The sequence below is a fragment of the Companilactobacillus sp. y65-5 genome (assembly GCF_057541095.1).
The window spans coordinates 71,663-97,640 of sequence record NZ_BAAJOA010000008.1 but is presented as its reverse complement, the minus strand read 5'-3'; the positions used below and the strand labels follow the sequence as shown (position 1 = coordinate 97,640).

24 protein-coding genes are annotated in these 25,978 nt (G+C 39.0%); 20 read left to right on the top strand and 4 right to left on the bottom strand.

What is annotated here, in order from left to right:
- The first annotated feature begins 35 nt into the window (after window positions 1–35).
- Genes aroA through AC27FM_RS11535 form a run of 3 tightly spaced genes read left to right on the top strand, consistent with a single transcriptional unit; the run spans window position 36 to window position 2,930 of the window.
- The gene (gene aroA / locus AC27FM_RS11545; protein ID WP_487088469.1) at window positions 36–1,307 is read left to right on the top strand and encodes a 3-phosphoshikimate 1-carboxyvinyltransferase; all 1,272 of its coding nucleotides are present in this window, start codon (window positions 36–38) and stop codon (window positions 1,305–1,307) included.
- Window positions 1,307–2,146, top strand: a complete 840-nt coding sequence (locus tag AC27FM_RS11540) for a prephenate dehydrogenase (protein WP_487088468.1) — start codon at window positions 1,307–1,309, stop codon at window positions 2,144–2,146. The genes aroA and AC27FM_RS11540 overlap by 1 nt, the downstream gene beginning before the upstream one ends.
- A complete protein-coding gene (locus tag AC27FM_RS11535) occupies window positions 2,139–2,930 on the top strand; it encodes a shikimate kinase (protein WP_487088466.1) in 792 nt (263 codons plus the stop codon). The genes AC27FM_RS11540 and AC27FM_RS11535 overlap by 8 nt, the downstream gene beginning before the upstream one ends.
- 16 nt (window positions 2,931–2,946) lie before the next feature.
- Here AC27FM_RS11535 and AC27FM_RS11530 read toward each other — a convergent pair whose 3' ends face one another.
- From AC27FM_RS11530 to AC27FM_RS11520, 3 genes are read right to left on the bottom strand one after another with little or no spacing between them, the layout of a single operon-like run.
- Complete coding sequence (locus AC27FM_RS11530) at window positions 2,947–3,585, bottom strand: copper homeostasis protein CutC (protein ID WP_487088560.1); 639 nt, start codon at window positions 3,583–3,585, stop codon at window positions 2,947–2,949.
- Between the two features lie 22 nt (window positions 3,586–3,607).
- Window positions 3,608–4,450 (bottom strand): undecaprenyl-diphosphate phosphatase, encoded by an 843-nt coding sequence (locus AC27FM_RS11525; RefSeq protein ID WP_487088464.1) that lies wholly within the window; start codon window positions 4,448–4,450, stop codon window positions 3,608–3,610.
- A 29-nt stretch (window positions 4,451–4,479) separates the two neighbouring features.
- Entirely contained in the window at window positions 4,480–5,499 is a 1,020-nt protein-coding gene (locus tag AC27FM_RS11520; protein ID WP_487088462.1) for a lactonase family protein, read from the bottom strand.
- 76 nt (window positions 5,500–5,575) lie between these two features.
- On the opposite strand from AC27FM_RS11520, the gene AC27FM_RS11515 reads away from it, so the two are divergent.
- The 13 genes from AC27FM_RS11515 to AC27FM_RS11455 all read left to right on the top strand — a co-directional run bounded on the left by AC27FM_RS11515 (window position 5,576) and on the right by AC27FM_RS11455 (window position 20,105).
- Window positions 5,576–6,784: an AI-2E family transporter gene (locus tag AC27FM_RS11515; protein WP_487088461.1), complete on the top strand. Its 1,209-nt coding sequence runs from the start codon at window positions 5,576–5,578 to the stop codon at window positions 6,782–6,784.
- 189 nt (window positions 6,785–6,973) lie between these two features.
- Complete coding sequence (trmL, locus tag AC27FM_RS11510; protein WP_487088459.1) at window positions 6,974–7,483, top strand: tRNA (uridine(34)/cytosine(34)/5-carboxymethylaminomethyluridine(34)-2'-O)-methyltransferase TrmL; 510 nt, start codon at window positions 6,974–6,976, stop codon at window positions 7,481–7,483.
- A 56-nt stretch (window positions 7,484–7,539) separates the two neighbouring features.
- On the top strand, window positions 7,540–7,983 hold the full coding sequence (locus AC27FM_RS11505; RefSeq protein ID WP_487088457.1) for a DUF1149 family protein: 444 nt from the start codon (window positions 7,540–7,542) through the stop codon (window positions 7,981–7,983).
- Window positions 7,984–8,109: 126 nt separating this feature from the next.
- Window positions 8,110–10,533 (top strand): DNA translocase FtsK, encoded by a 2,424-nt coding sequence (locus AC27FM_RS11500; protein WP_487088455.1) that lies wholly within the window; start codon window positions 8,110–8,112, stop codon window positions 10,531–10,533.
- Window positions 10,530–11,807: an EF-P 5-aminopentanol modification-associated protein YfmF gene (gene yfmF, locus AC27FM_RS11495; RefSeq protein ID WP_487088453.1), complete on the top strand. Its 1,278-nt coding sequence runs from the start codon at window positions 10,530–10,532 to the stop codon at window positions 11,805–11,807. Before AC27FM_RS11500 ends, yfmF begins: the two co-directional genes overlap by 4 nt.
- A gap of 9 nt (window positions 11,808–11,816) precedes the next feature.
- Complete coding sequence (yfmH, locus tag AC27FM_RS11490; RefSeq protein ID WP_487088451.1) at window positions 11,817–13,043, top strand: EF-P 5-aminopentanol modification-associated protein YfmH; 1,227 nt, start codon at window positions 11,817–11,819, stop codon at window positions 13,041–13,043.
- 10 nt (window positions 13,044–13,053) lie between these two features.
- Entirely contained in the window at window positions 13,054–13,773 is a 720-nt protein-coding gene (gene ymfI / locus AC27FM_RS11485) for an elongation factor P 5-aminopentanone reductase (protein ID WP_487088449.1), read from the top strand.
- 65 nt (window positions 13,774–13,838) lie between these two features.
- Window positions 13,839–14,690: a helix-turn-helix domain-containing protein gene (locus tag AC27FM_RS11480; RefSeq protein WP_487088447.1), complete on the top strand. Its 852-nt coding sequence runs from the start codon at window positions 13,839–13,841 to the stop codon at window positions 14,688–14,690.
- 118 nt (window positions 14,691–14,808) lie between these two features.
- Window positions 14,809–15,393 (top strand): CDP-diacylglycerol--glycerol-3-phosphate 3-phosphatidyltransferase, encoded by a 585-nt coding sequence (pgsA, locus tag AC27FM_RS11475; RefSeq protein WP_487088446.1) that lies wholly within the window; start codon window positions 14,809–14,811, stop codon window positions 15,391–15,393.
- A gap of 23 nt (window positions 15,394–15,416) precedes the next feature.
- A complete protein-coding gene (locus tag AC27FM_RS11470) occupies window positions 15,417–15,971 on the top strand; it encodes a nicotinamide-nucleotide amidohydrolase family protein (RefSeq protein ID WP_487088445.1) in 555 nt (184 codons plus the stop codon).
- A 96-nt stretch (window positions 15,972–16,067) separates the two neighbouring features.
- Window positions 16,068–17,192: a recombinase RecA gene (recA, locus tag AC27FM_RS11465; RefSeq protein ID WP_487088443.1), complete on the top strand. Its 1,125-nt coding sequence runs from the start codon at window positions 16,068–16,070 to the stop codon at window positions 17,190–17,192.
- Between the two features lie 126 nt (window positions 17,193–17,318).
- Window positions 17,319–18,884 carry a ribonuclease Y gene (gene rny / locus AC27FM_RS11460; protein ID WP_487088441.1) on the top strand — a complete coding sequence of 522 codons (1,566 nt, stop codon included), beginning with the start codon at window positions 17,319–17,321 and terminating at the stop codon, window positions 18,882–18,884.
- A gap of 135 nt (window positions 18,885–19,019) precedes the next feature.
- Entirely contained in the window at window positions 19,020–20,105 is a 1,086-nt protein-coding gene (locus AC27FM_RS11455) for a glycosyltransferase family 4 protein (protein WP_487088440.1), read from the top strand.
- A 33-nt stretch (window positions 20,106–20,138) separates the two neighbouring features.
- Here AC27FM_RS11455 and AC27FM_RS11450 read toward each other — a convergent pair whose 3' ends face one another.
- Window positions 20,139–20,768: a YigZ family protein gene (locus AC27FM_RS11450; protein ID WP_487088438.1), complete on the bottom strand. Its 630-nt coding sequence runs from the start codon at window positions 20,766–20,768 to the stop codon at window positions 20,139–20,141.
- Between the two features lie 31 nt (window positions 20,769–20,799).
- Between AC27FM_RS11450 and AC27FM_RS11445 the strand changes: the two genes are divergently transcribed.
- From AC27FM_RS11445 to secA, 4 genes are all read left to right on the top strand, one after another.
- Complete coding sequence (locus AC27FM_RS11445; protein WP_487088437.1) at window positions 20,800–22,104, top strand: helicase-related protein; 1,305 nt, start codon at window positions 20,800–20,802, stop codon at window positions 22,102–22,104.
- A complete protein-coding gene (locus AC27FM_RS11440) occupies window positions 22,101–22,781 on the top strand; it encodes a ComF family protein (RefSeq protein ID WP_487088435.1) in 681 nt (226 codons plus the stop codon). Before AC27FM_RS11445 ends, AC27FM_RS11440 begins: the two co-directional genes overlap by 4 nt.
- Before the next feature lie 93 nt (window positions 22,782–22,874).
- A complete protein-coding gene (gene hpf, locus AC27FM_RS11435) occupies window positions 22,875–23,423 on the top strand; it encodes a ribosome hibernation-promoting factor, HPF/YfiA family (RefSeq protein WP_487088433.1) in 549 nt (182 codons plus the stop codon).
- Window positions 23,424–23,617: 194 nt separating this feature from the next.
- Window positions 23,618–25,978, top strand: coding sequence for a preprotein translocase subunit SecA (secA, locus tag AC27FM_RS11430; protein ID WP_487088431.1), 2,361 nt, complete (start codon window positions 23,618–23,620; stop codon window positions 25,976–25,978).

Sequence of the window (25,978 nt, the reverse complement as noted above, 5' to 3'; positions counted from 1 at the left end):
GTCGGAGAGTTTTTGATAGAGAGGAAAGATGAAGAATGAATAATACAATATCACTACGCGGAATCGTTTCAGTTCCCGGCGACAAGAGTATCTCTCATCGTGCTTTGATGTTTGGAGCCATGGCAGAAGGTGTGACTAAGATAACTAATCTATTGAACTCCGCCGACGTCAACACTACACGACAGGTTTTGACCGACTTGGGTGTTGAGATCCATCAAGAAGATGATGTTACATCAGTTATTGGTCGTGGCATAGCAGGACTGCATGATCCACAGCATGTCTTGGACATGGGAAATTCTGGTACTTCGACTAGATTATTGACAGGGATGATTGCCGGAGCTAACTTAACTGCGACCATCGTCGGTGATGACAGTCTCTCTCAACGTCCGATGAATCGAGTTATCAAACCACTGAATGAGATTGGGGCTGATATCACCAGCAATGAGGGCAAGTTGCCATTGGTGATCGGTCACGGTGCTATTAAAGACAAGTTTGATTTTAGACTGTCCGTAGGTTCAGCCCAAGTTAAGAGTGCAGTCTTGTTAGCAGGCCTTGCCAATGGCTCCGAAATGACAGTCGTTGATGAATTTCAAACACGTAATCATACTGAAGTGATGTTGCCACAATTTGGAGTCGATGTGGAAGTCGATGGACCAAGAATAACCGTGCCAGCTAATCAACATTTGACGGCTAACGATGTCTTAGTTCCGGGAGATATTTCTTCGGCGGCATTTTGGATCGTTGCAGGCTTATTAGTCGAAGACAGTGAGCTTATGATCAAAAACGTCGGTATCAATCCTACTAGATCGGGTATTCTTACTATTCTGAGAGAGATGGATGCCGACATCGATCTTGAACAGACTTCGACTGATGGAGAAGTCATTGGCGACATACTGCCACATTCTGGTCGCTTGCAGGCTACTGACATCGGTGGTCCAATCATCCCCACTTGCATTGATGAATTGCCAGTCATAGCCTTAGCCGCCACACAGGCTGATGGACGAACGGTCATTCACGATGCAGCGGAATTGAAAGTCAAAGAGACTGATAGGATTGCGAATGTAACGACAGAATTACAAAAACTAGGTGCCAAGATTCAAGCGACTGACGATGGATTTATCATCGATGGTCCGACCCAACTAGTAGCAAACGAGACTCATGTGTCAGGTCACGGAGATCACCGCATTACGATGATGCTGGCAATAGCACGATTGATCACAGCTGGAAAGGTCATCATTGACGATGAAGAGTCGGTTAATATCTCTTATCCGACATTTTTCTCACAGCTGGAAGGGTTGATCAAATAATGAAGACAATAATCGTAGACGGATTAGGCGCGATGGGAGCTTCAATCGCTCAAAAGTTGCATGAATCTAATAATAAAGTGTTAGGTATCGATAATGACCCTAAAACTTGTGAAATAGCGAAACGTGAACAAGTGGTAGATGAGACGATAACGCTAAGTTCTCCGGCCATCCTCCAGGCTGATTTGATAATTTTGGCAGGACCGATCGCGATGATCAAAACAGAGATTATCTCATTAAAACAACTCGACCTTGATCCAGAGACGATTGTGATGGATATCGGTTCAACCAAAGTAGACATCATGAGAGTAGCAGCAGACTGGTCGAATTTTGTAGGTGGACATCCGATGGTTGGCACTGACCAAACTGGAATTTGTAGCCGAAACAAAGATATGTTTGTAGATAAGTCGTTCTTCTTAGTTGGAGATGCCATCAAGACTGAACGCGTTGAGAGTATATTACAGTCATTACAGGCAAAATTCCAATCTATCTCAGCGCCTGAACATGATCGACTAGTTACTAGTATCAGTGACTTACCTCACGTCGTAGCGTTCGCGCTGGTCAATACGATCGATGCTGAATTACCAGACAATCAGCTAGACTGGCAGGCTCGAGTAGCTGGAGGATTCATTGATACGACGAGAATTGCTCAATCCAATCCAGAGTTGTGGTCACAAATTTTGATCAGTAACAGTGATTCAGTTGTGGATGGAATTGATCAGATGATAAGTACCTTAGAACAATATCGGCAAGATTTAATAACCAAAGATAGTGAAGAATTGATTAGTATTATCAGTAGATCAAAAAAAGTACGTCAGAAAGTAGGTGAATTACATGACTGAAACCGTAATTTTAATCGGATTCATGGGTGCCGGCAAGACCACCGTCGGACATGCTCTAGCGCAGATATCAGGTCAAGCGATGATCGATTTAGATGACGAATTTACACGAGAAGTGGGACTTTCACCCAAGTGTTTTTTGGAACAAAACGGCGAGGAAAGTTTTCGTGATGTAGAGACTAGTATTTTAAAGAAACACATCAATTCGTCAGCGATTATCAGTACTGGTGGCGGAGTAGTTGAGTCTGCCGCCAATCGTCAACTAATTCGGGATTCCGGAGCACCAGTAGTCTACTTGCAAACTGACTTAGCTCATATATTGGCAAGATTGACCAATGACAGCGTCCGCCCAATGTTACGCAACATGTCAGTCATCGACCTACAAAATTGCTGGGAACGCAGAGGTGTCTTTTATCGGGAACTAGCGAGTTTGACAATTGAAACCACTAATAAGGAACCCTTGAGGATTGCTCAGGAGATCCTGACTTTTAATCAGAATCAAGATAACTTGATTCCGCTGCGTAGCAAGATCGACAGTATCGATCGACAAATTTTTGATTTGATTTCACAACGTTTCGACGTCGTGCGTGAAGTCGCCGCTTTCAAAAAACTCAATAATGTTTCGGTTGTCCAAAACGGACGCATGGATAAAATGCGTACGGAATTAAAGGAAGATTTTGAGCATGATGAAAACATCACCGATGAGTTGATTGAGAATACAATGAATCTGTTATTTACTAATTCAATTCAGAGAGAAAATTCGCAAATAAAAAAGTCGACTAATTAAAGTCGACTTTTTTGTATTAAGCTAGATCGATCAAACGAGTACCATGCAACTCTTTAACACCGAGTTTTGAGGCGATCTCATCGCAATTTTCATAGCTGATCCCACCACCGGGTAGAATGTTGATTCTACCAGCAGCGTATTCGAGATTTTTTTGGATATTAGCAAGTGTTTCGTTGATGTTGATATCCAGTGGTCCACCATGAGTCAAAATTCGATCGACATCATGATCGACTAACCAATCGATTGTTTCAGGCTGCTTGTCCTCTGGTATGTCATCGAAGGCCATGTGGAAGACTACTTGCATGCCTGAGCTAGCGGCGATCAATTGCTCCATGGCATCTTCATCTAGTTCACCACTCTCAGTCAAGGCGCCAAATGCTACAGCGTCAACACCGAGTTTTTGAGCTTGGAACAAATCAGCTTCCATCATCTTCAATTCCAAGTCGTTGTAGATAAAATTGCCACCACGAGGGCGGATCATTTCAACTAGCGGAATTGATTTTTCTTGGAGATACTTGGTAACTTCTTGTAAGACACCGATGCTAGGACTAGTGCCACCTACGGCTAGATTATCATTTAGTTCAATTCTATTAGCTCCAGCCAAGACGGCTTGGGGAATATTTGTGAAGTTTTCTACGGCGATTTCTTTATAAATGAGAATCACTTCTTTCGATTTTTTAAGCAATCATATTTTTGAAGAATCCGAAGTATAGGATCACGATGATAGCTAAGATAATTCTATACCAACCAAATGCCTTGAAGTCATTGTTCTTGATGTAGTTCAATAAGAACTTGATTGAGACATAGGCAACGATAAATGATACTAATGTACCAACTAAGAGGATGATCACTTGGTCGGTGGAGAAGGCATTACCATTGGCGAAGTATTTTACGATCTTCAATAGACTGGCACCAAACATAGTTGGAATCGCTAAGAAGAAGGAAAACTCTGTAGCAACAAATCTAGATGTACCAATTGAGATACCACCAAGGATCGTAGCACCTGAACGTGAAGTACCAGGTATCAATGATAGAACTTGGAATAGTCCGATTTTAAGTGCTGTACCGTAAGATAGATTGTCTAAGTCAGTGACCTGTGGACGTTTATTCTTGAAGTAGTTTTCAACAAAAATGAATAAAATACCATAGATCAGCAATGTGGCGGCAATAACTTGCCAGCTAGTTAAATGCTTATCCATCCAATCATTTAATGGTAGTCCGATCACTACTGAAGGGATGATAGCAACTAGAACCTTGAACCAAATATCCCAAGTCAGACGTTTTTCACGATGATTTTTTTGAGGTGAGAAGGGATTCAACTTGTGGAAATAAATCATGATGACCGCAAGGATGGCACCGAATTGAATAACAACCATAAACATATGGATGAAAGCTGGTGATTCGTTTAACTTAACGAATTCATCTGCTAAGTATAAATGTCCGGTCGAACTGATAGGTAGGAACTCGGTGAAACCTTCAATTATACCTAGTATGATGGTTTTTATAATTTCAATGAACATTATTATTATTTTCTCCTATAAATTTGGAACTAAATAAAGTGTACACATACACACTCAGGAATGGAAATATTTTCTTCAAGAAGATTCAATCTGCCTTTTTTAGAACTCCGTGTAAAGATACTCAAATTGTCAGAATCCTGGTTAGCGACCAATAAGTATTTTTCGGAAGGATCCAACTCAAAGTCACGAGGTCCATGGCCTTTGGTCTTGACGGTATCGACTTTTTTCAAACGGTCACCTGCTGGATCGACTTCGAATGTAGCGATGGTGTTAGCTCCACGTGTTGATACATATAGATATTTTCCGTCTTTAGTAATCCTGATCGCAGCGGTAGTATTTTTTTGTTCATCCTTGGCGACGTCCATCTCATCAACTAGTGTCAGACGGGATGATTCTTCGTCATATTCCAAAACAAGGACTTTTGATGATAATTCACAGGCTACATAGGCATACGGCTTAGTAGGGTGAAATACTAGATGTCTAGGAGCATAGCCTGCTGGAGCAATATAATTATTTAGTAATTTAGGATTTTTAGCATCGTCGATATCGTAGATATAGATTCGATCAGCACCATAATCGCAGATGATCAGCTTGCCATCAGGTGTCAGTGCAGCGTAGTGAGGCTTAGACTGGTCTTGTTCAGGACGAGAACCTGAGCCTTCAAAGCTTATTTCTGAATAACGTTCGAGCTTGCCTGCATCACTGAGATGATCGATGGTGACTTTGCTCAAATGAAAATAAGCACTGAAAACTAAATTGCGACTTGCATCGAATTTTACATATGATGGTGAACTATCTTCAGAGAAGTCTTCATCTAACAGCTTAGCTTGACCGTCGCTGATGTCGTAGGTGACAATGCCACCCTTGTCACCGTTCTTAGCCAAAGCGATTAGTTTTAGATCGTTAGTCACATCAATGTATGTTGGGCTATCAAGCTCAACTAATGTTTCTGGTGTTGATAATTTACCAGTCTCTGAATCCAATTCAGCTTGATAAACTCCTGTACCAGTTTTTTTTGTGTAGCCACTAAAGAGAACTCTTTCTTTCATTACAAATTCCTCCAAACAATGTATAGTATACAGTATAATCTTACTAAGATATTTTTTGTATATGTAAGGAGAACACATGAAACAAATTCCGGAAAAAGAAAAGACTTGGTTTTACAAATGGTTTTTAAATAATCAAGTAACGATAGTTTTATTGAATGTTTTCATATTTTTTCTAGTTATTTATTTGTTTTCACAGATCAGTTTTGTTTTTGATCCGATCAATCAAATACTTGGGATCACCATGCCTCCGGTCATTTTGGCATTAGTCCTGTATTATTTGATCAATCCACTGGTCGATGTTCTTGAGAACAAATTTAATGTCAATCGTGTCATTTCGATAACGTTTGTTTTTATTATTATCGCGGCATTGTTGATATGGGGTATCATGTCGTTGATCCCATTCGTCCAGAACCAAGTGGATTCGTTAGTTAAGAACTGGCCCAATTATTGGAATTACTTGAATAAAAGCTTACAAGATATGTTTCAAGATCCGAAATTACATGTTTTCCGTGAGAATCTAGTTAATTCAAATGCTAAGATCACTAAGAACTTTGAGCAGACTATGAATAAGATAATTCCGCAGACTTTTAGTGGCATTAGTTCGGCTGTAAGTACGGTCACTAATATTGTAATAATTATGTTAACTGCTCCATTTATCTTGTTCTTCATGCTCAAGGACAAGAATAAGTTCAAAGAGTCTGTCGTTGCATTCATGCCAACTAGAATGAAAAAATCAACTGGTGAGATGCTGACAGAGATGAGCCAATCACTTAGCTCATATATCACTGGACAATTGACCGTTGCCTTTTGGGTGGCGGTGATGTTCTTCGTGGGATATTTGATCATCGGTCAGCGCTATGCATTGATCTTAGGTATCAGTGCAGGAATCCTAAACTTGATACCTTATGTTGGTTCGACATTGGCTTTGATACCATCTCTTATAATTGGTGCTTTCATCTCGCCGTCTATGGTTATCAAGATCCTGATCGTCTTCGCGGTTGAACAGACGATTGAGACCCGTGTTATCTCGCCGATCATCGTGGGTAATAAAATGTCAATGCATCCTGTAACGACTATTTTAGTATTGCTAGTATCAGCTGGATTATTCGGCTTGATCGGTATGATTGCAGGAATCCCCATCTTCGCGATCCTCAAGATCATTACAACGAGAATCTTTAGATGGGTCAAGCGTAACTCTCATTGGTACGATGACGCTGAAGTTGAGAGCGAAATAGTTGACAAAAACCCCGAAGATACAAATAATTCCGACAAAATTCACAATTAATTCAAATTCTTATTGTAGTTACAGATTGTATGGTGTATCATATCTATAAACTTTGCGGTTACTTGTTTTTCTCAGGATTATTTTTGACAAAAGCACGTAAAGGTAAAAGCTTGACTAACGCATGTCCTTGCTGTGGCGATCACCGAGGGTATGCGTTTTTTTAATTTAATTATTTGAGGAGAACGTAAAATGACCAACCATATAGCTTTGTATGAACCACTTATGCCTGCTAATACTGGTAATATTGCACGTACTTGCGCAGGTACAAATACAAAATTGCACTTAATCAGACCACTGGGATTCAGTACCGACGATGCCCACATGAAGCGTGCGGGACTAGATTATTGGGATAAGGTAGACATTACATATCACGATAATTTAGATGCCTTTTTGAAGTCGATACCTGATGACAAGTATTTGTATTTGATTACTAAGTTTTCAGACAAAGTATATAGTGATCAAGATTTCTCAGATACTTCTAAAGATCATTACTTCCTATTTGGTAAAGAAACTACGGGATTGCCTGAAGATTTCATGCGCGATAATCCTGATAAATGTCTCAGAATTCCAATGAATGATAATATTAGAGCTCTGAATCTATCCAATAGTGCTGCTTTGGTGATTTATGAAGCAGTTAGACAACAAAAATTTTCTGGACTTGAGTTATCTCATCACTACGAACATGATAAACTGGATTAATAAGAGAGTAGCGGTATATTAGTACCAAGATTCTCAGAATAAAGGGGATATGTATTATGAAGACGCATAAGGGAGCTGTCACGGTTCAATCATTTCACTATGATGTTGAATCACCAGCGGCTGATGTTAAATCAGATTTACAAATTCAAATTGAACATCCTGACTTCCAGGATGAACAGGGACAACCTTTAGATGAGTCCGAAGGTAAGATTTTTCAAGTAGTTATTCCGTTTGAGATCCACCCAGAAAATGCTCCATTCAAGGTTTCGGGATTGATTGGACAAGTCATTCAATTAGTCGGATTCCAAGGTAGCCAAGAAGACCTTGAACCCAAACAAGTCGAACAAATTTCACGTCCAGTCGTTGAGTATATCGAAACACTAACGTATCAAGTAACTTCTGTCGCAATCAATCAAGGAGTTTCGTTAAATTTTATGGCGCACAGTACAGTGGAACCTAATCAAGCTACAAAAGATTTAAAAAATAAGAAAAAGAAATAATGAAGATGCTGAGGGCAAAACTAGACCTCAGCTTTTTGTTTATAAAAAATAGTCTCTAGAAGTTTGTACTACCTAACTTCTAAATGTATAATTTTCTATGATTAACAAGAATTGTGTGAGGTTTGTATGGTAAAAACAAGGGCGAGTTCAACGCCTACAAAAAGAACAAGGAAAAGCACTACGAAAAGTACTAGAAAAACTACTAAAAAGAAAAATAATGATAGCAGACTGATCAGATCTGTTTTGGGCCTACTGCTGATTGTATTATCAGTCCTAGGCTTGTTTAAGTTTGGCATCATTGGTAATTTTTTCGCTAATATTTATCGTATATTTGTCGGTGATAGTTATCCAGTCATGCTGATATTCAGTATCTTTGCTGGAGCGTTTTTGATTGCAACAGGTAGATTACCCGTTATGACGCCTAAGCGAAACTTTGGTTTCTTGTTCACGTACTTAGGAACATTAGTGATTCTACATATAATAATGTTTTCAAAAATCGAACTGTATCACAATTACAATATGATAACTTGGAATACTTTATCTGCTGATATGGCAGACTTTACTATCGCCAAATCAGTTGGTGGTGGGATGATCGGTTCGTATTTGTATAGTTTATTTATGCCATTATTCTCCACTTGGGGGACGTATTTCATTACTGCACTGATGATCTTCGTCGGGATATTGATGTTGTTCAACGTGACGATGAAGCAAGTTGCCGTTGTTACGACGAGTATTTTGGTACACTTTAAGCATGGTTTCGTTTCTATAAAAAATGCACTATCAGGACATTACAGTAATTATATTGATGAACGTAAGTCCAAAAAAGCCACTGAACCTGATAAACCAAAAGAGACGGCCACTCAGAATAAACGTGACGACGATCGCTTTCAGGATGTTAATAGCTTCGCCAAAGATGGCGAGGAACCCAAGACTGAAGAATCAGACTTCAAAATCGACATGCCAATGTCTTCAACGACAAATGTTAAAGCTGAACCAGAGAGTAGTTCAGCTCAGATCATGTCTAAGCCGTATGGAGTTGATAATACTGTCAAAAAAGATCTACCAGATCCGGTCAGTTCGAGAAATGTTGACGACGATGATTACAAATTACCTCCGGCAGATCTTTTGAAACAAGTTCCACATGTCGATCAGAGTGGAGAGGTTCAATTGATCGATGATAACAAGGACAAGTTAAAACAAACTTTCAAAAGTTTTGGCGTTAACGTCGAAGTTAAAAAAGCCAGTTTGGGACCAACAATCACTAAGTATGAAGTTCAACCAGCGGTCGGGGTCAAAGTCAGCAAGATCGTTAATCTAGCTGATGATCTAGCACTGGCACTAGCCGCCAAAGATATTCGTATCGAGGCACCGATACCTGGTAAATCGTTCGTTGGTATCGAAGTCCCTAACAAGACTGTCTCAACAGTGTCGTTTAGAGATATCACTCAGAATCAAAAAGATAAAACACACCCACTAGTTGTTCCCCTAGGTAAGGATGTTTCTGGTAATATTATTGAAGTCAATATTACTAAGATGCCGCATTTGTTGATCGCCGGTTCAACCGGTAGTGGTAAGTCAGTCGCCATCAATACTATAATCACTGGTATTTTGATGAAGGCCAAGCCGAGTGAAGTCAAGCTCATCTTGATCGATCCGAAGATGGTCGAGTTGAATGTTTATAACGGTATTCCACACTTGCTGATTCCCGTTGTTACTGATGCAAGACGTGCTGCTGGAGCTTTGCAAAAGGCTGTGACCGAAATGGAACGTCGTTATAAATTGTTCGCTGAAACAAACCATCGTAATATCGGCGAGTACAACGCTGACGTTGATGAATTCAATAAGACGGCGGATGAAGATAAAAAAATGGAACGATTGCCTTTTATAGTGGTTATCGTTGATGAATTGTCTGACTTAATGATGGTTGCGGGCCATGAAGTCGAAGCAGCTATCGTCAGATTGGCTCAGATGGCACGTGCAGCGGGATTACACATAATCATCGCTACTCAGCGTCCTTCCGTAGATGTCATAACAGGGTTGATCAAAGCCAATATCCCATCAAGAATGGCGTTCGCCGTTTCCAGTGGAGTCGATTCTAGAACTATCTTGGATTCGGTAGGTGCGGAGAAACTTCTAGGACGTGGAGATATGTTATTCCAGCCGATCGGTAAGAGCAAGCCAGTCAGATTACAAGGTGCGTTCATCTCCGAAAATGAAGTAGAAAATGTAGTCAAGTTCGTAAGTGAGCAACAACAGGCGGACTATGACGAAGATATGATTCCAACTGACATCGAAGAAGGCAAAGGCAGTGATGAGAAACCTAATGATGAATATTGGGATGATGCTGTCGGCATGATCGTTCAACAACAATCTGCCAGTGTATCGATGCTCCAGCGTCGCTTCCAGATCGGTTATAATCGGGCCGCTAGAATGGTCGATGAGATGGAAGAGAAGGGGATCGTCGGTCCTTCTGAAGGAAGTAAACCTCGTAAGGTTTTATTAACTCAAGAACAGTTAGATGCAATTAAAGAAAAACAGGTGAAAAATTGAGAAAAACAATCGCAAACAATGTTGTCTTAAACGTTAATCCAATCAAAAAATTTCGTACGATCAAGATTCAAATTGATTTTTTAAGACCCTTAGCTAAGGATGAAACGACTACTCGCCGTCTCCTAGCCAATGTCTTGTCTAATTCCACCAAGCACTATCCAACTTTTAAGGCCTTGAATGACCGCGAGATGGAGCTTTATGGTTCAGAGATCAACGTTTATACACGAAATCTCTTAAACTTCAATGACTTGGCCTTCAGCGTTGAATTCGCTGATCCCAAATTTTTGATACGGGACCCAAACCAATTGGAAGCAAACTTGAATTTGTTAGGTGAGATCGTCTTTCAACCTAACTTGAAGAGTCAACATGAATTCGATGAGATAGCGTTTGATACTGAAAAACGCAATCTGATGTCTAATTTGGCTTCAGTTGAGGATAATCAAGATCTTGTCAGTATCTTAGGTCTGACTAGTCTGTTGTATCAAAACAACCCCGATCGACAGGTGCCGATTTTTGGTGATATGGATCGATTGGAAGCTCTGACGAATGCGGAATTGTATAGTCATTATCTAGATGTTATCAAGAACGATGCGATTGTTGTGAATGTCGTCGGTGATGTTAATGAAGACGAATTCGAAAAAATATTTATGAATAGTATATTCGCTAACAGTGTCAACAGTTCTCGTCATGATTTAAAAGTTCAATTTGACAAATTTGATGAGTTGGTTGAGTCTCCCGCTAAAAAGGAAGAACACAAACACTTGAATCAAAGTCGCTTGGCGTTAGCCTATCTGACTAAGAAACTAGATCAAGATGCCAGCCGCTTGTCAGCACAGGCCATGAACTTGATTCTTGGTGGAGATGATCAATCACAATTGTTTTTACAAGTACGTGAAAAAAACAGCTTGGCATATTCAGTTTCAAGTACTTATCAACCTATCAATCACTTAGTAACTATTCAAGCAGGACTAGATGCCAAGACGATCGAACAAGCAATTGACTTGATCAACGAACAGATCAACTTTATCAAGGACGACAAGTTTTCTGATGAACAAGTAGCCCATGCTAAAAAAGTTCTAGATACTAGACGTGAGATTTCTTCTGACTCGATTCAGCACTATATCATGCGTAGTATTTGGGAGACGGTTTATTCCAAATCACTGTTGAATGATGAACAATTCAAGGCAGAATTAGATAAGATCGATCGTAAGCAAATCATCAGTGTCGCAAAAGATATGAGTGCCATCGCACAGTATCGACTTATTGGAGATTAGGAGAGTAGAATGGCGGATAAATTACAAAAATATTCTAAAAAACTAAAGAATGGATTTGAAATCGAAGTTGTACCATTGCCGGGATACAACCAAGTGTACGGCTTGGCAATGGCCGACTTCGGTTCAGTGAATACTCGTAATGGTGAATTACCTGCTGGTATCGCTCATTTTATTGAGCACAAGTTATTTGCCAAGCCGAGTTACGATGTTTCTGAGAAATTTGCTGAGTATGGCGCTAATTCGAATGCCTATACTAGTTACACGAAGACAGCGTACTTATTCCAAACTCTCGATAATCCATATGACAATTTAAAAATTTTATTAGATTTAGTTCAGAACCCACATTTCACCGAAGAAAATGTTGCCTCAGAGCGTGGCATCATTGATCAAGAGATTCAGATGTACTTGGATATGCCAGAATGGGTCTTGGAGCAACGAATCTTAGGTCAATTGTTCCCCAATGATCCCATCGCACAAGATATCGCTGGGACGAGTGAGTCTCTCCAACGTATCAATCAGAGCAATTTGTTAGACACTTATCAACAAAATTATCGCTCTGACAATATGGACTTGGTCATAGTTGGTGATGTTGATTTTGAAAAAATTGAAAATATAGTTGAAAATTCTGATTTTCATGAACTGTCAGAAATAAAGCCGATCCCCAAGCAGATTTTTGAGCCAATCGGTCAGGGCGGACATGAAACTATGGAGATCAGTCAGGGACGTTCAGCTTATGGAATCAGGATAAATGCTGACGTATCAATGCCTGATTTAGTTAAATTACAATTCGAATTAAACATGATCATGGAAACCCTAATAGGTGAGGCTTCGGATAATTATGAAAAAATGAGTAATTTGAACATAATTGACGATAGTTTTTCTTATAATGTTGTTGCAGAAAACAACTATTGCTTTATCATTGTAAGTGGTTCTACTAATTATCCTGATAAATTTCAAGAATATTTGAGAGAACACTTGTCATTCAACAAATTGAATGAAGTTTTGGATGAAAAACGTTTTGAACGAATCAAACGTGATGCGATCGGATCGTATTTATTTGCCCAAAACTCTCCTGAAGCGATTGCTAATCAGATGGCTGAATTGTATTTTTACGATGTTGATTATTTACAATTGGTTTCGTTAATAGACTCAATCAGTTACAATGATGTTTTAGAAATCGCCAAACGTTTTATTAAGGACGATAATTGTACCTACTATAATATTTTGCCAAAATAGGAAGTAGCTTATGTATGCATTAGTTATGGGAAGTTCCGGTGACATTGGGACGAGTACTGCGAAGACGTTAGCCGCCAAAGGCTGGTCGTTGTACCTTCATTACAATCAAAACCGCGAGCGAATTGCTTCTCTACAATCAGAGTTAGCTGAGAGTTATCCAGATCAAGATTTCATTCCAGTTCAATTCAATATGGAGTCAGACGATGTGAAGACTTTGACCGAGCAGATTTTTGGATTAGATGCAATTGTGTTTGCTCAAGGCAATACCTTCTATAAGTTATTAGTTGATATTGAAGAATCAGAGATCGATGCGTTATGGAAGATCCATATCAAATTGCCGATTTTGATTCTCAAAGCCCTACAAGATAAATTGGCCTCGACACATCATGGGAGAGTCGTATTCATCGGCTCTATCTACGGTAAAATCGGTTCGGCGATGGAGGTAGTGTACAGCACTGTCAAGGGAGCGATGAGCTCGTTTGCTGACGCATATGCTAAAGAAGTGGCGTCATTAGGCATCTCAGTCAATGTAGTCGCTCCCGGTGCTGTCAACACCAAAATGAACGCTGAATTTTCACCAGAAGATTTAGAAAGTATCAAGGAAGAAATCCCGGCAGATAGATTGGCTAATCCGGATGAGATAGCCGATTTAGTCAGTTATTTAGTCAACATAAAATCCAATTATTTGACGGGGCAAACGATTTATTTTGCTGGTGGATGGTTATTATAACGTCGCTAGTAGTTCAGTAATAATATATGTTATACTTAGAAAAATTAGTTAATCGGTGGTAAATAATGGACGAAATTGGCCAAAAGTTAAGAAATGCACGTATAAAAAAAGGATATACAATTGATGACTTACAACAAGTCACAAAGATCCAAAAGAGATATTTGATTGCGATCGAAGAAGGACAATTTGATCATCTTCCCGGCGATTTTTATGTACGAGCATTCATCAAGCAATATTCGGATGCTGTAGGAATTTCGAGTGACGATCTTTTAGAAGAATACAAGTCTGAAATCCCTGATTCTCAACCAAAAGAACCAACTCAAAGTGAAGAAAACAATACTAGATCTATCAAAGAAGAATCTAGTTCGTTTTTCTCTAATTTAGGTAACTATATTCCACAAATAATTGTCGGGATCATTGTAGTTGTTATCATCGGAGTTATAGTATTTGGGATGGTGCACAGGAATCAGAGTGCTTCATCAGTAACTATTCCAAAGGACAACACAGAACAAACTTCAAAGAGTAGCTCAGACACTAAGAAGCCAACTACTAAGAAGAAGGCAGCAACGAAGTCTAAATCAAAGAGTAGCTCAAGTGACTTATCTGTAAAAGAATCTAGTACAACTGGTACTTATACAGTTAAGAATCTACCATCAAGTGGGACTAATGTAGTTGTCACTGCTAAGAATGGTCAAGCATGGATCCAATTCCAAGAAGGTTCTAGCACTACTTGGCAACAAGCTTTGAGTTCAGGTGACAAGAAGACAACTAAGATCACTAGTGATACCACGACATTCTCGATCCAAACAGGAAATATCAACAACACTGAAGTTTCTGTTGGTGGTAAGTCAGTCGACTTGAGTAGTGTTAGTGATGGCAGTTCAATTGTTCAAACATTGACATTCAATGTTGAATAATTTAGTTAAGAAAAAATAAAGAGGCTTAAACAATATGTACCAGCCTGTTAAAATAATGAGGTTGTGACATTGTGTCCAGCCTCATTTATTTTGTTAAAAAATCGGAGGAATTTTAAAAATGGAATGGAATTTACCAAATAAATTAACTATGTTCCGTATTATCTTGATCCCAGTTTTTATCATCTTACTAGCGTTCAGTTGGTCAGGTATGGGGGATATTTATGTTGCTAACGATTTGATCCCTGTTAACCACGTTCTAGCAACTATCGTATTCATTGTGGCATCATTAACTGATTTAGCCGACGGAAAAATCGCGCGTGCTAATCATATCGTAACTAATTTCGGTAAGTTTGCTGACCCGCTAGCGGACAAGATGTTAGTTATGACAGCCTTTGTTTTCTTAGTTGAATTAAAGATGGCTCCAGCTTGGGTCATTGCCATCATCGTTTGTCGTGAGTTAGCTGTCACAGGTCTGAGAATGCTAGTTTTAGAGCAAGGTGGTACTGTCATGGCCGCCCAAATGCCTGGTAAGATCAAGACTACAACACAAATGTTTGCCATTATTTTCTTACTATTGCATAATGTTTTCTTCTCAGCGATCCACATACCTATCGGTGAAATCTTCCTATACATTTGCTTATTCTTTACTTTGTACTCTGGAGCAGATTATTTTATCCAATCTAAAGACTTGTTCAAAAAATAAAACGTAATTTAGAAGTGAGGACAATGGAAAACGAAAAGAGTTTTGCTCAATATCGTGAATTGATCGAAGCGGCAGATTTTGAGTCTGGTATCCCTGATGAATTCAAGTCAATTCCCGATGAAACAGTTAAAAGACTTCAAGAATTAAATATGAGTATCTCGGCCGCTGAAAGTCTTACGGCGGGGATGTTCCAATCGATGATCGCTGATGTACCTGGTGCCTCAAAGATATTTGAGGGCGGATTCGTAACTTATTCAGATGAGTCTAAGTCTCAATTGATACATATCGATCCGTTTGTGATCAAGAAATACACCGTGGTCAGTCAAATAGTCGCTCAAGCTATGGCTGAGAATGCATCTAAGCTAGTTGGTGCCGATATTGGCGTTGGCTTGACCGGTGTGGCTGGTCCGACTGCTCTTGAAGGTAGTCCGGTGGGAACGGTCTTTATTGGTATCTACGACAAGACAGTCGATTCATGCGTTGCTAGAGAATTTCATTTTGAAGGTTCAAGACAAGCTGTTCGTTTGAAGTCAGTCATTACGGCATTTGTCCTCGTACAAAGACTAATTCATCAATAATTATTTTTTTAAACAAACATTTGTTCGCTTTTTTCTTGCTTTTTTGAATAATTACTAATAAGATACTAATGATGAATGCATTAGGAGGAAAACAATTTGGCTAAAGATGAACGACAAAAAGCATTAGACGTCGCCTTAAAGAAAATCGAAAAGGATTTTGGTAAGGGTGCCATAATGCGAATGGGTGATGATTTGAACACTCAAATTTCTACTGTATCAAGTGGTTCTTTAGCATTAGATAATGCTTTAGGTGTTGGTGGATTCCCACGTGGTAGAATCGTGGAGATCTATGGACCTGAAAGTTCTGGTAAGACTACAGTTGCGCTTCATGCAGTCGCAGAAGTACAAAAGGAAGGTGGTACTGCCGCCTATATCGATGCTGAAAATGCTATGGATCCAGCTTACGCCACTGCACTAGGCGTTAATATCGATGACCTGTTGTTGTCACAACCAGATACTGGTGAGCAAGGACTAGAGATCGCTGATGCCCTAGTTTCCAGTGGTGCCGTCGATATCGTTGTTGTCGATTCAGTCGCTGCCTTGGTACCACGTGCCGAGATCGAGGGTGACATGGGTGACGCCCACGTTGGATTGCAAGCTAGACTTATGTCACAAGCATTGCGTAAGCTATCTGGCTCGATCAACAAAACTAAGACGATTGCGTTGTTTATCAATCAGATCCGTGAAAAAGTCGGTATTATGTTTGGTAACCCAGAGACTACCCCCGGTGGTCGTGCTTTGAAGTTTTACTCAACTATTCGTCTAGAAGTTCGTCGAGCAGAACAGATCAAGGATGGTTCTGACGTGATCGGTAACAGAACTAAGATCAAAGTCGTTAAGAACAAGGTCGCTCCACCATTTAAGGTTGCGCTAGTAGATATCATGTATGGTCAAGGTATTTCACAGACTGGTGAATTAGTTGATATGGCCGTTGAAAAGGACATAATCAATAAGGCTGGTTCGTGGTACTCATACAATGAAGAACGTATTGGACAGGGTCGCGAGAACGCGAAGGCATTCTTGGCTGCCAATCCAGATAAGATGGCAGAGATTCGCCAATTAGTGCGTGACGCATATAATATGGACGGAAAATCCGACGAAAAAAAAGAAACTGACAGCAAAAAAACAGAAAAAGATACAAAAAAAGAAAAATCTGAAGAACCTAAAACAGCTAGTACAGAGCTAGATTTGGATACTTCAGAAGAAAAAGAGACCAAATAGGTCTCTTTTTTGCTTTTTGTTTGGTTTACTGGTGATATTTATTCTATAATATAAACGTTGTATGTAAAAATTCTGTAATAATTGCTTTTACAAACAAATAATAATTACCGATTTGGAGGTGATGGCATGTATCATGCTATCGTAACCTTCTCTTTCGCGCTAATAACATTAATCGTGGGAATCTTTTTTGGATATGCTTTCTGTAAAGATTCTTATGAAAAAAAACTTTCACAGGCCAAACAAACGGCTGATGATATCGTTGAAAATGCTAAGAAAGCAGCTAAATCCTTAAAAAAGGAAACATTGCTTGAGGCAAAAGATGAAATTCATAATTATCGTGAAGAGCAAGAGAACGATTTGAAAGAACGTCGTAAGGATGTTCAAAAACAAGAAAATCGCGCTCTTGAGCGTCAAGATATTTTGGATAGAAAAGACCAATCGCTTGAAAAACGTGAGGAAAATATCGAAAAGAACGAGAATCATATTGCCGCTAGTCAACACAAGCTTGATGAAAAAGACAAACAATTGACTGCAACTCTTGAAGAACAAAAGGCGGAACTAACTAGGGTAAGTAATTTAACTCGTGATCAAGCAAGGGAAATTATTCTAGGGAATTTAAATAAAGAGTTAACACACGAACGTGCTACGATGATCAACGACAGTAATGAAGAAGCTAGACAATATGCTGACAAAGAGGCTAAGGCTTTGATCGTTGCTGCTATTCAAAGAAGCGCTGCAGATACCGTTTCTGAATCAACCGTTACAACTGTTACATTACCTAATGAAGATATGAAGGGCCGGATAATTGGTCGTGAGGGTAGAAATATCCGCACGATCGAGGCTTTGACTGGAATCGATCTGATCATCGATGACACTCCAGAGGCAGTGGCACTGAGTGGATATGATCCAATCAGACGTGAGATTGCCCGTATGGCTTTGGAGAAGTTGATCGAAGATGGTCGTATCCATCCAGCCCGTATCGAAGAAATGGTTGATAAAGCTAGAAAAGAAATGGATGATCACATTAGAGAAATTGGGGAACAAACAATTTATAGTTTGGGTATCAGTTCGATCAATCCAGATTTAATCAAGATTATCGGTCGCATGCAGTATCGTACAAGTTATGGTCAAAATGTTTTAAGTCATTCTATTGAGGTTGCTAAATTATCCGCCGTAATGGCAGCCGAATTGGGTGAAGATGTTATGATGGCAAAACGAGCAGGTTTATTACACGACATAGGCAAAGCTATTGATCGTGAAGTTGATGGTTCACACGTAGAAATAGGTGTGGACATTGCAACTAAGTATAAAGAACCAGAAGTAGTCGTTAATACGATTGCTTCGCATCATGGGGATGTGGAACCAACCTCCTTGATCGCTACGATCGTTTCAGCAGCTGATGCTATATCAGCCGCTAGACCGGGAGCTAGATCTGAATCAATGGAGAATTATATTCACCGTCTAGAAAAACTAGAGGAAATTGCTAATAAACACAATGGTGTTGATCACTGTTATGCAATACAAGCAGGTCACGAGATTAGAGTTATGGTCAAACCAGAAGAAATTTCTGATGATCAAGCCGCAATTCTTTCACGTGATATTAAAAACGAAATTGAAGATAACCTTGAATACCCTGGACATATTAAAGTCACAGTCGTACGTGAGGTTAGAAAAGTTGAATTAGCTAAGTAAAATCTAACAGATGAATGCAAAGGGGATCGTGACTTATAATAAGTTGCGGTCTTTTTTAATTAAGTTTTAGTATTGAACATAGTTATTGTATAATTGAAATATTATGAGAAAGTGAGTTTCGGGGGTAATCCATGTATGTTTAATGTAATTGTATATTTGTTTTTGACAATGATATTGTCAGCGATCATAACTCCCTTTGTAATCAAACTTGCTTATATTTTGGGTGCTGTTGATAATCCTAATGCTCGTCGTGTCAACAAAAAACCAATGCCGACGATGGGTGGATTAGCAATCTTCATTGCGTTCACCTTCTCAACCTTTGTTTTGTTACGAGACCAATTTCCCAGTCATGAGTTATTCAGTGTTTTTCTAGCTGAATGTATAATCATTCTGACTGGTGTCATTGACGATATTAGAGAATTATCCCCAAAAGCAAAAATGGCAGGTATCTTTGCAGCATCGTTAGTGATTTATTTCCTAGCTGGCATCAGGATGAATGAAGTGGTACTACCGATATTTGGGGCTTTCAAATTGGGATGGTGGAGTTTCCCGATTACTATTATTTGGATATTAGCCATCACAAATGCTGTTAACTTGATCGATGGATTAGATGGATTGGCGACAGGAGTTTCCATCATTGCACTGTTCACGATGGGTATCGTTGGTTACTTCTTCTTGAATATGACTAACGTTTATGTTTCGATTTGGATCTTTGCCTTAGTAGCTTCACTATTAGGTTTCCTACCGCACAATTTCCATCCGGCAAGTATTTTCCTAGGTGACACGGGAGCTTTGTTCATCGGATTCATGATTGCCGTGTTCTCACTCAAGGGATTGAAGAACGTTACCTTCATTACGATGTTGATTCCAGTAGTTATCTTAGGAGTTCCGATCACAGATACGGTTTATGCAATGTTGCGTCGATTCTTAAACAAAAAACCTATAACGCAGGCTGATAAGCATCATTTGCACCATCGATTGATGCAACTAGGCTTGTCACATAGACAGACGGTGCTAGTTATTTACGGATTATCACTAGTCTTTGCCTTTATTTCACTTCTATACCCATTATCAAGCCTGTGGGGAAGTGTTTTACTGACCATTGGGGTTTTTATAGGACTCGAGCTGTTCGTCGAGTCCATCGGCTTAATGGGCGATGACAGGCAACCGTTATTGCGAGCGATTCAAAAATTTGTTAAGCGATTAGAAAAGAAAGATTGAAATAAGGGAATGCCAATTAAACGGCATTCCCTTTTAAAGTTCCACTTGTTTATAAACTTGTTCAGTCTGATCGTAGTGGATTTGGTTTTGAAATTGATCAGTGATGTCTTGAAGTATTTCTTCGTGAGCTTCTAGGTCTAAGAAAACCTCACAAGTTACATCAGTCGAAAAATTTTTATTTTCTAGATTGATCTTTTTACTCTTAGCGTAATTTTCAAATTTATCATAAAGATGATAAGGAATCGACAACTGATATCCTTGTTGCAAGCGATTCTCAACTAAACCGATCTCTTTGATGGCATCAGCAGTCGTGGACGAGTAAGCACGAATCAATCCTCCAGCTCCGAGTTTGATGCCTCCAAAATATCTAGTGACTACGGCAGTGACATTTTTTAAGTTGTTTTGTTGAAGCACGTTCAGGATGGGAGAACCGGCAGTTCCACTAGGTTCACCGTCGTCTGACATGCGCTCTATTTCAATGTTTTCTAATACTATGAAGGCCGTGCAGTTGTGCGTGGCACTAGATTCCTGTTCTCTGATTTTTTTAATAAAACTATTAGCTTCATCCTCTGAAAAAGTTTGTGCCAGGTGAGCAATGAAGCGAGATTTTTTTATGTCTTTTTCAAAGCTGCCGGTTTTGGCAATTGTTTTGTAATTTTGCAAAAAAATATGACTTCCTTTCGTAATTTAGTTTATGGAAAATTTAAATAATTATTTAGGCGGTAGCATTTTTAATGCGAATGATCTATCTGACAATGAAATTGCAATGTTATTGGGGATCGGTAGTACTCGTAAATCCGCAATCATTGATTATCAATGTCAAAGATGTCTGATGAGCATCACTCACCAAAATCTTAAATCAAAAGAGCTCTATTGTCGAAACTGTATCAATCTAGGTAAAATATCTCAGACTGACGAGATAATTATCACGCCGTCAGAGGTCAAATTACCGAATTTGAGTCATCCTATGGCTTGGCAAGGTACATTGACGACTATGCAAAGAAAAACTGCTGGAGAGCTAATTACGGCTTTTAATACGCATAACGATCATCTAGTGTGGGCTGTAACTGGAGCAGGTAAGACTGAAATGATCTTTCCGCTGATCGCAAAGGCAGTCTCTCAAGGCAAGAGGATCGCGATAACTTCACCTCGGATCGACGTTTGTGTTGAATTGTTTCCGAGGATTCAAGCTGCATTTCCACAAGTCAGTATTGGACTATTCCATGGTAGAAGTGATGTTCCGTATTCTTTAACACAGATCGTTTTAGCCACCGTACATCAGCTAGTAAAGTTCGAACGAGCCTTTGATGTCTTGGTAGTTGATGAGGTAGATTCATATCCATTGGCAGGGAACTTGATGCTGAATGCGGCCATAGACAAGTCTAAGAAGACCACTGGCAATATAGTTTATTTATCTGCCACGCCACCAAGACATCTTCTCAAACAAGTCGAAGATAAAAAAATCACTATTTCTAAATTATATCAAAGATTTCATACATTTCCGTTACCAGAACCCAAGTGTCACATGTTGTTCAAATCAATTGATTACAAAAAAATAAATCCCCGATTGAAATCTAAAATAAGAAAAATGATTAACGATCGCGAGCGATTCATGCTATTTTTCCCCAAAATTCCGCAAATGATACAATTTTCGAATGACTTGAGATTGATGTTCCCAGAACTAGACTTTGTCGACGTGAGTTCCAAAGATGAACGTCGATTAGAAAAAGTCGCAAAATTTCGAGATGGGGAAGTGCAGGCTATACTGACGACAACGATTTTGGAACGTGGAGTTACTTTCAAGCATATTACTGTGATCGTAATTGACGCTGATGCCACAGAATTTTCCAAAACGTCACTGATTCAGATTGCTGGTCGAGCTGGCCGAGATAAAAAATATTACGATGACGATGTTCATTTTTATTATCAAAGTTATAATCGACAAATACGACAGGCCTGTGCAGAAATACATTATCTGAATCGGCAGGCACAAAAATGAAATGTTTAAGTTGTGGGAGCTCAGTAGTTAATAATTGGACCTTAAAAGAATTATTTGGTTGGGAAAAAATAATTCCAGATAGGCTTTGTTCTTTGTGCCGCAGTCAACTCAATCCGTTGAAATTATCGGAGAGCTGCCAACGATGTTATAAAAAAAATAATCAAAATATCTGTCAAGATTGTTTAATGTGGGAAGAAAAATATCAAATTATTAATTGCCATCAGTCGTTGTTTGAGTATAATCAGTTCATACATAGTTATTTTAAAAACTATAAAAGGTATGGCGATATCTTATTAGCAGAGTTATTTTCTAAGGATTTATCTATTTGGTCCCAGCACAATAAATTTGATTTAATTACATATATTCCTGCAAGTAATGGACATTTACAGGCCAGAGGCTTCGATCCCGTATGGGAAATGTATCATCAAGTATTTAATTTGACGAATTTATTAGTTAAGTTAGATTCTGATCGACCTCAGGCTCAAAAGAACCGCTATGAAAGACTTCAAACGCCACAAACCTTTTATTATCAGTCAGATGAGCCATATTTATCAAGGGATAGTAAGGTTTTGATCTTGGATGATGTTTATACTACTGGGCGTACGATGATGCATGCTAGACAAGCTCTTAAAATAGTCGGATTCAATAATATTTATACTTTTTCATTATCTAGATAGTGAAACCGTTGTCACATTCTTGTAAGAACTATATAATTGAATTGAAGAGTAGATACACTCTTTAATTTCCTATCGTCGGAAGGAGAGATTCTTATGTTAACAATTAATGTTCGTGGTGAAAATATCGAGGTAACACAATCAATTCGCGACTACGTTGAAAAAAGACTATCAAAAATGGAAAAGTACTTCAGTGACGACAGCAATCCAATTGCTCACGTTAATTTGAAAACTTATCCATCAAAGGGTACAAAAGTTGAAGTAACTATTCCACTTCCATACATGACTCTTAGAGCTGAAGAGATCAACGATGATATGTATGCAGGTGTTGACCTTGTAATTGATAAACTTGAAAGACAAGTTAAGAAATTTAAGACACGTGTAAATCGTAAGGGACGTGAATCAGGTAGTATTAAAGACATTCCTTTGGATGACGTTACTGCTGAAGACGCCAAAGAAGACGAATCACAAATCGTTAGAACAAAACGTCTATCACTAAAACCAATGGACGCTGAAGAAGCAGTTCTACAAATGGAAATGCTCGGACATGAATTCTTCATTTTCGAAGATGCTGAAACCAATGGTGCAAGCATTGTTTATAAACGTAACGACGGTAAATACGGTTTGATCGAAACAAACGAATAGGAAATTTTGATTGAAGCTGGGACATTTAATTGTTCCAGCTTCTTTTTGTAAAGTTTATGCAAAATATAACAAAAATATAAAAATATGGTGTATCATATTAAATCTGGAAGACTCTATAAAAATGTGAGTTTAAAACATGAAAAAAAAATGCTACTATTAAAAGTATGTTTAGTATTTAGGAGAGATTATTACATATGGCAAATCCATTAAGAAAATGGGTCGAAAGTGATAAAAGAGAAGTCAAACGTATGGGCAGAATTGCTGATAAAGTAGAGAGTTACGCTGATGCCTTCAGTGAGCTTTCCGACGATGACCTCAAAGCTAAGACCCCTGAGTTTAAAGAAAGATTGGCAAATGGCGAAACATTGGATGATATTTTGCCTGAAGCCTTTGCTACAGCTCGTGAAGGTGCTAAAAGAGTACTAGGTCTATTTCCATTTAGAGTTCAGATCATTGGTGGTATTACACTTCATGAAGGTAATATCGCTGAAATGAAAACTGGTGAAGGTAAAACTTTGACTGCTACATTACCAGTTTATTTGAATGCTCTTGCCGGACAAGGTGTACACGTTGTTACAGTTAACGAGTACTTGTCATCTCGTGATGCCAAGGAAATGGGTGAACTATACAATTGGTTAGGACTTACAGTAGGCCTTAATGTCAATAGTATGGATTCAGAAGAAAAACGTGATGCCTATAACTGTGATATTACATATTCAACTAATAGTGAATTAGGTTTCGATTACTTGCGTGACAACATGGTTGTTTACAAAGAACAAATGGTACAACGTCCATTACATTACGCTATCGTTGATGAGGTTGACTCAATTTTAATTGATGAGGCTAGAACACCATTGATCATTTCAGGTGCCGCTGAAAAGTCAACTGCGATGTACGTTCGTACGGATAGATTTTGTAAGACGCTTGAAAAGGACGACTACAAGATCGACTGGCCTACAAAGTCAATCAGTTTGACAGAAACAGGTATCAGAAAAGCTGAAGATTATTTCGGTTTAGATAACTTGTATGACATTGACAATACTGTATTGAATCACCATTTGGACCAAGCTTTACGTGCCAACTACATTATGAGTCTTAACGTTGACTACGTTGTCCAAGAAGGCGAAGTTAAGATCGTTGATCAATTTACCGGTCGTGTTATGGATGGTCGTCGTTATTCAGATGGATTGCATCAAGCTATCGAGGCCAAAGAAGGCGTTGAGATCCAAGATGAGACTAAGACTATGGCTAACATCACATACCAAAACTTCTTCCGTATGTACGACAAGTTATCTGGTATGACTGGTACTGCTAAGACTGAAGCTGAAGAATTTAGAGAAATCTATAACATGGAAGTTATTTCTATTCCTACTAACAAGCCAGTTATTCGTGATGATAAGGAAGACGTCCTTTATCCTACCTTGAAGAGTAAGTTTGCGTCTGTTGTTAAGGACATCAAGACAAGACACGAAAAGGGTCAACCATTATTGGTTGGTACTGTTGCCGTTGAGTCATCGGAATACCTATCTAAGTTACTCGACAATGAAGGAATTCCACATGCTGTCTTGAATGCTAAGAACCACGCCAAAGAAGCTGAGATCGTTATGAACGCTGGACAACGTGGCGCTGTTACGATCGCTACTAATATGGCTGGTCGTGGTACTGATATTAAACTGGGACCCGGAGTTACGGATCTTGGTGGCCTATGTGTTATTGGTACTGAACGTCACGAATCACGTCGTATCGATAATCAGCTTCGTGGTAGATCTGGACGTCAAGGTGATCCTGGTGTTACACAATTCTACATGTCACTTGAAGATGACCTTATGAAGCGTTTTGGTTCAGATAGAATCAAACGTGTCCTTAAGGCTTTGAAGATCGAAGACGACGATGCCGTTATCCAAAGTAGAATGATGACACGTCAAGTTGAATCTGCTCAAAAACGTGTTGAAGGTAATAACTACGATACTCGTAAGAATACTTTGCAATATGATGATGTTATGCGTGAACAACGTGAAGTTATCTACAAAGAGAGAATGGAAGTTATTACAGAGGATGAAGATCTTGATCGTGTTCTTCTACCAATGATTGAACGTACTATCAAAGCACAAGTTGACGTTCATACACAAGGTAAAGATGAAGATTGGAACCTTGACGCTATCGCTGATTTTGCAAAATCAGCCTTGGTAAGTGACAAGGAATTCAGTGTCGTTGATTTACAATTGAAGACATCTGACGAAATTGTTAAGTATTTAATGGACTTTGTTAACAAGAACTACGAATCTAAGAAAGAACAACTTGGTGATCCATCACAAATGCTAGAATTTGAAAAGGTTGTTATTCTTAGAGTTGTTGATGAACACTGGACAGATCATATTGATGCAATGGATCAATTGCGTCAATCGATCGGTCTACGTGGTTATGGACAATTGAACCCGCTTGTTGAATATCAAGAAGAAGGATATCGTATGTTTGAAGAAATGGTTTCAGATATTGAATACGATGTAACCAGATTGTTCATGAAGGCCGAAATTAGACAAAACATGGAGAGATAA

What these genes read in the sequence shown, in the direction of transcription:
- pgsA (WP_487088446.1), top strand. Translation starts at nt 14,809, where the DNA reads ATGGAATGGAATTTACCAAATAAATTAACTATGTTCCGTATTATCTTG.
- AC27FM_RS11505 (WP_487088457.1), top strand. Translation starts at nt 7,540, where the DNA reads ATGAAGACGCATAAGGGAGCTGTCACGGTTCAATCATTTCACTATGAT.
- secA (WP_487088431.1), top strand. Translation starts at nt 23,618, where the DNA reads ATGGCAAATCCATTAAGAAAATGGGTCGAAAGTGATAAAAGAGAAGTC.
- AC27FM_RS11500 (WP_487088455.1), top strand. Translation starts at nt 8,110, where the DNA reads ATGGTAAAAACAAGGGCGAGTTCAACGCCTACAAAAAGAACAAGGAAA.
- rny (WP_487088441.1), top strand. Translation starts at nt 17,319, where the DNA reads ATGTATCATGCTATCGTAACCTTCTCTTTCGCGCTAATAACATTAATC.
- AC27FM_RS11480 (WP_487088447.1), top strand. Translation starts at nt 13,839, where the DNA reads ATGGACGAAATTGGCCAAAAGTTAAGAAATGCACGTATAAAAAAAGGA.
- AC27FM_RS11445 (WP_487088437.1), top strand. Translation starts at nt 20,800, where the DNA reads ATGGAAAATTTAAATAATTATTTAGGCGGTAGCATTTTTAATGCGAAT.
- ymfI (WP_487088449.1), top strand. Translation starts at nt 13,054, where the DNA reads ATGTATGCATTAGTTATGGGAAGTTCCGGTGACATTGGGACGAGTACT.
- AC27FM_RS11525 (WP_487088464.1), bottom strand. Translation starts at nt 4,450, where the DNA reads ATGTTCATTGAAATTATAAAAACCATCATACTAGGTATAATTGAAGGT.
- AC27FM_RS11535 (WP_487088466.1), top strand. Translation starts at nt 2,139, where the DNA reads ATGACTGAAACCGTAATTTTAATCGGATTCATGGGTGCCGGCAAGACC.
- AC27FM_RS11440 (WP_487088435.1), top strand. Translation starts at nt 22,101, where the DNA reads ATGAAATGTTTAAGTTGTGGGAGCTCAGTAGTTAATAATTGGACCTTA.
- AC27FM_RS11470 (WP_487088445.1), top strand. Translation starts at nt 15,417, where the DNA reads ATGGAAAACGAAAAGAGTTTTGCTCAATATCGTGAATTGATCGAAGCG.
- yfmH (WP_487088451.1), top strand. Translation starts at nt 11,817, where the DNA reads ATGGCGGATAAATTACAAAAATATTCTAAAAAACTAAAGAATGGATTT.
- hpf (WP_487088433.1), top strand. Translation starts at nt 22,875, where the DNA reads ATGTTAACAATTAATGTTCGTGGTGAAAATATCGAGGTAACACAATCA.
- AC27FM_RS11540 (WP_487088468.1), top strand. Translation starts at nt 1,307, where the DNA reads ATGAAGACAATAATCGTAGACGGATTAGGCGCGATGGGAGCTTCAATC.
- AC27FM_RS11520 (WP_487088462.1), bottom strand. Translation starts at nt 5,499, where the DNA reads ATGAAAGAAAGAGTTCTCTTTAGTGGCTACACAAAAAAAACTGGTACA.
- trmL (WP_487088459.1), top strand. Translation starts at nt 6,974, where the DNA reads ATGACCAACCATATAGCTTTGTATGAACCACTTATGCCTGCTAATACT.
- aroA (WP_487088469.1), top strand. Translation starts at nt 36, where the DNA reads ATGAATAATACAATATCACTACGCGGAATCGTTTCAGTTCCCGGCGAC.
- AC27FM_RS11455 (WP_487088440.1), top strand. Translation starts at nt 19,020, where the DNA reads ATGTTTAATGTAATTGTATATTTGTTTTTGACAATGATATTGTCAGCG.
- AC27FM_RS11515 (WP_487088461.1), top strand. Translation starts at nt 5,576, where the DNA reads ATGAAACAAATTCCGGAAAAAGAAAAGACTTGGTTTTACAAATGGTTT.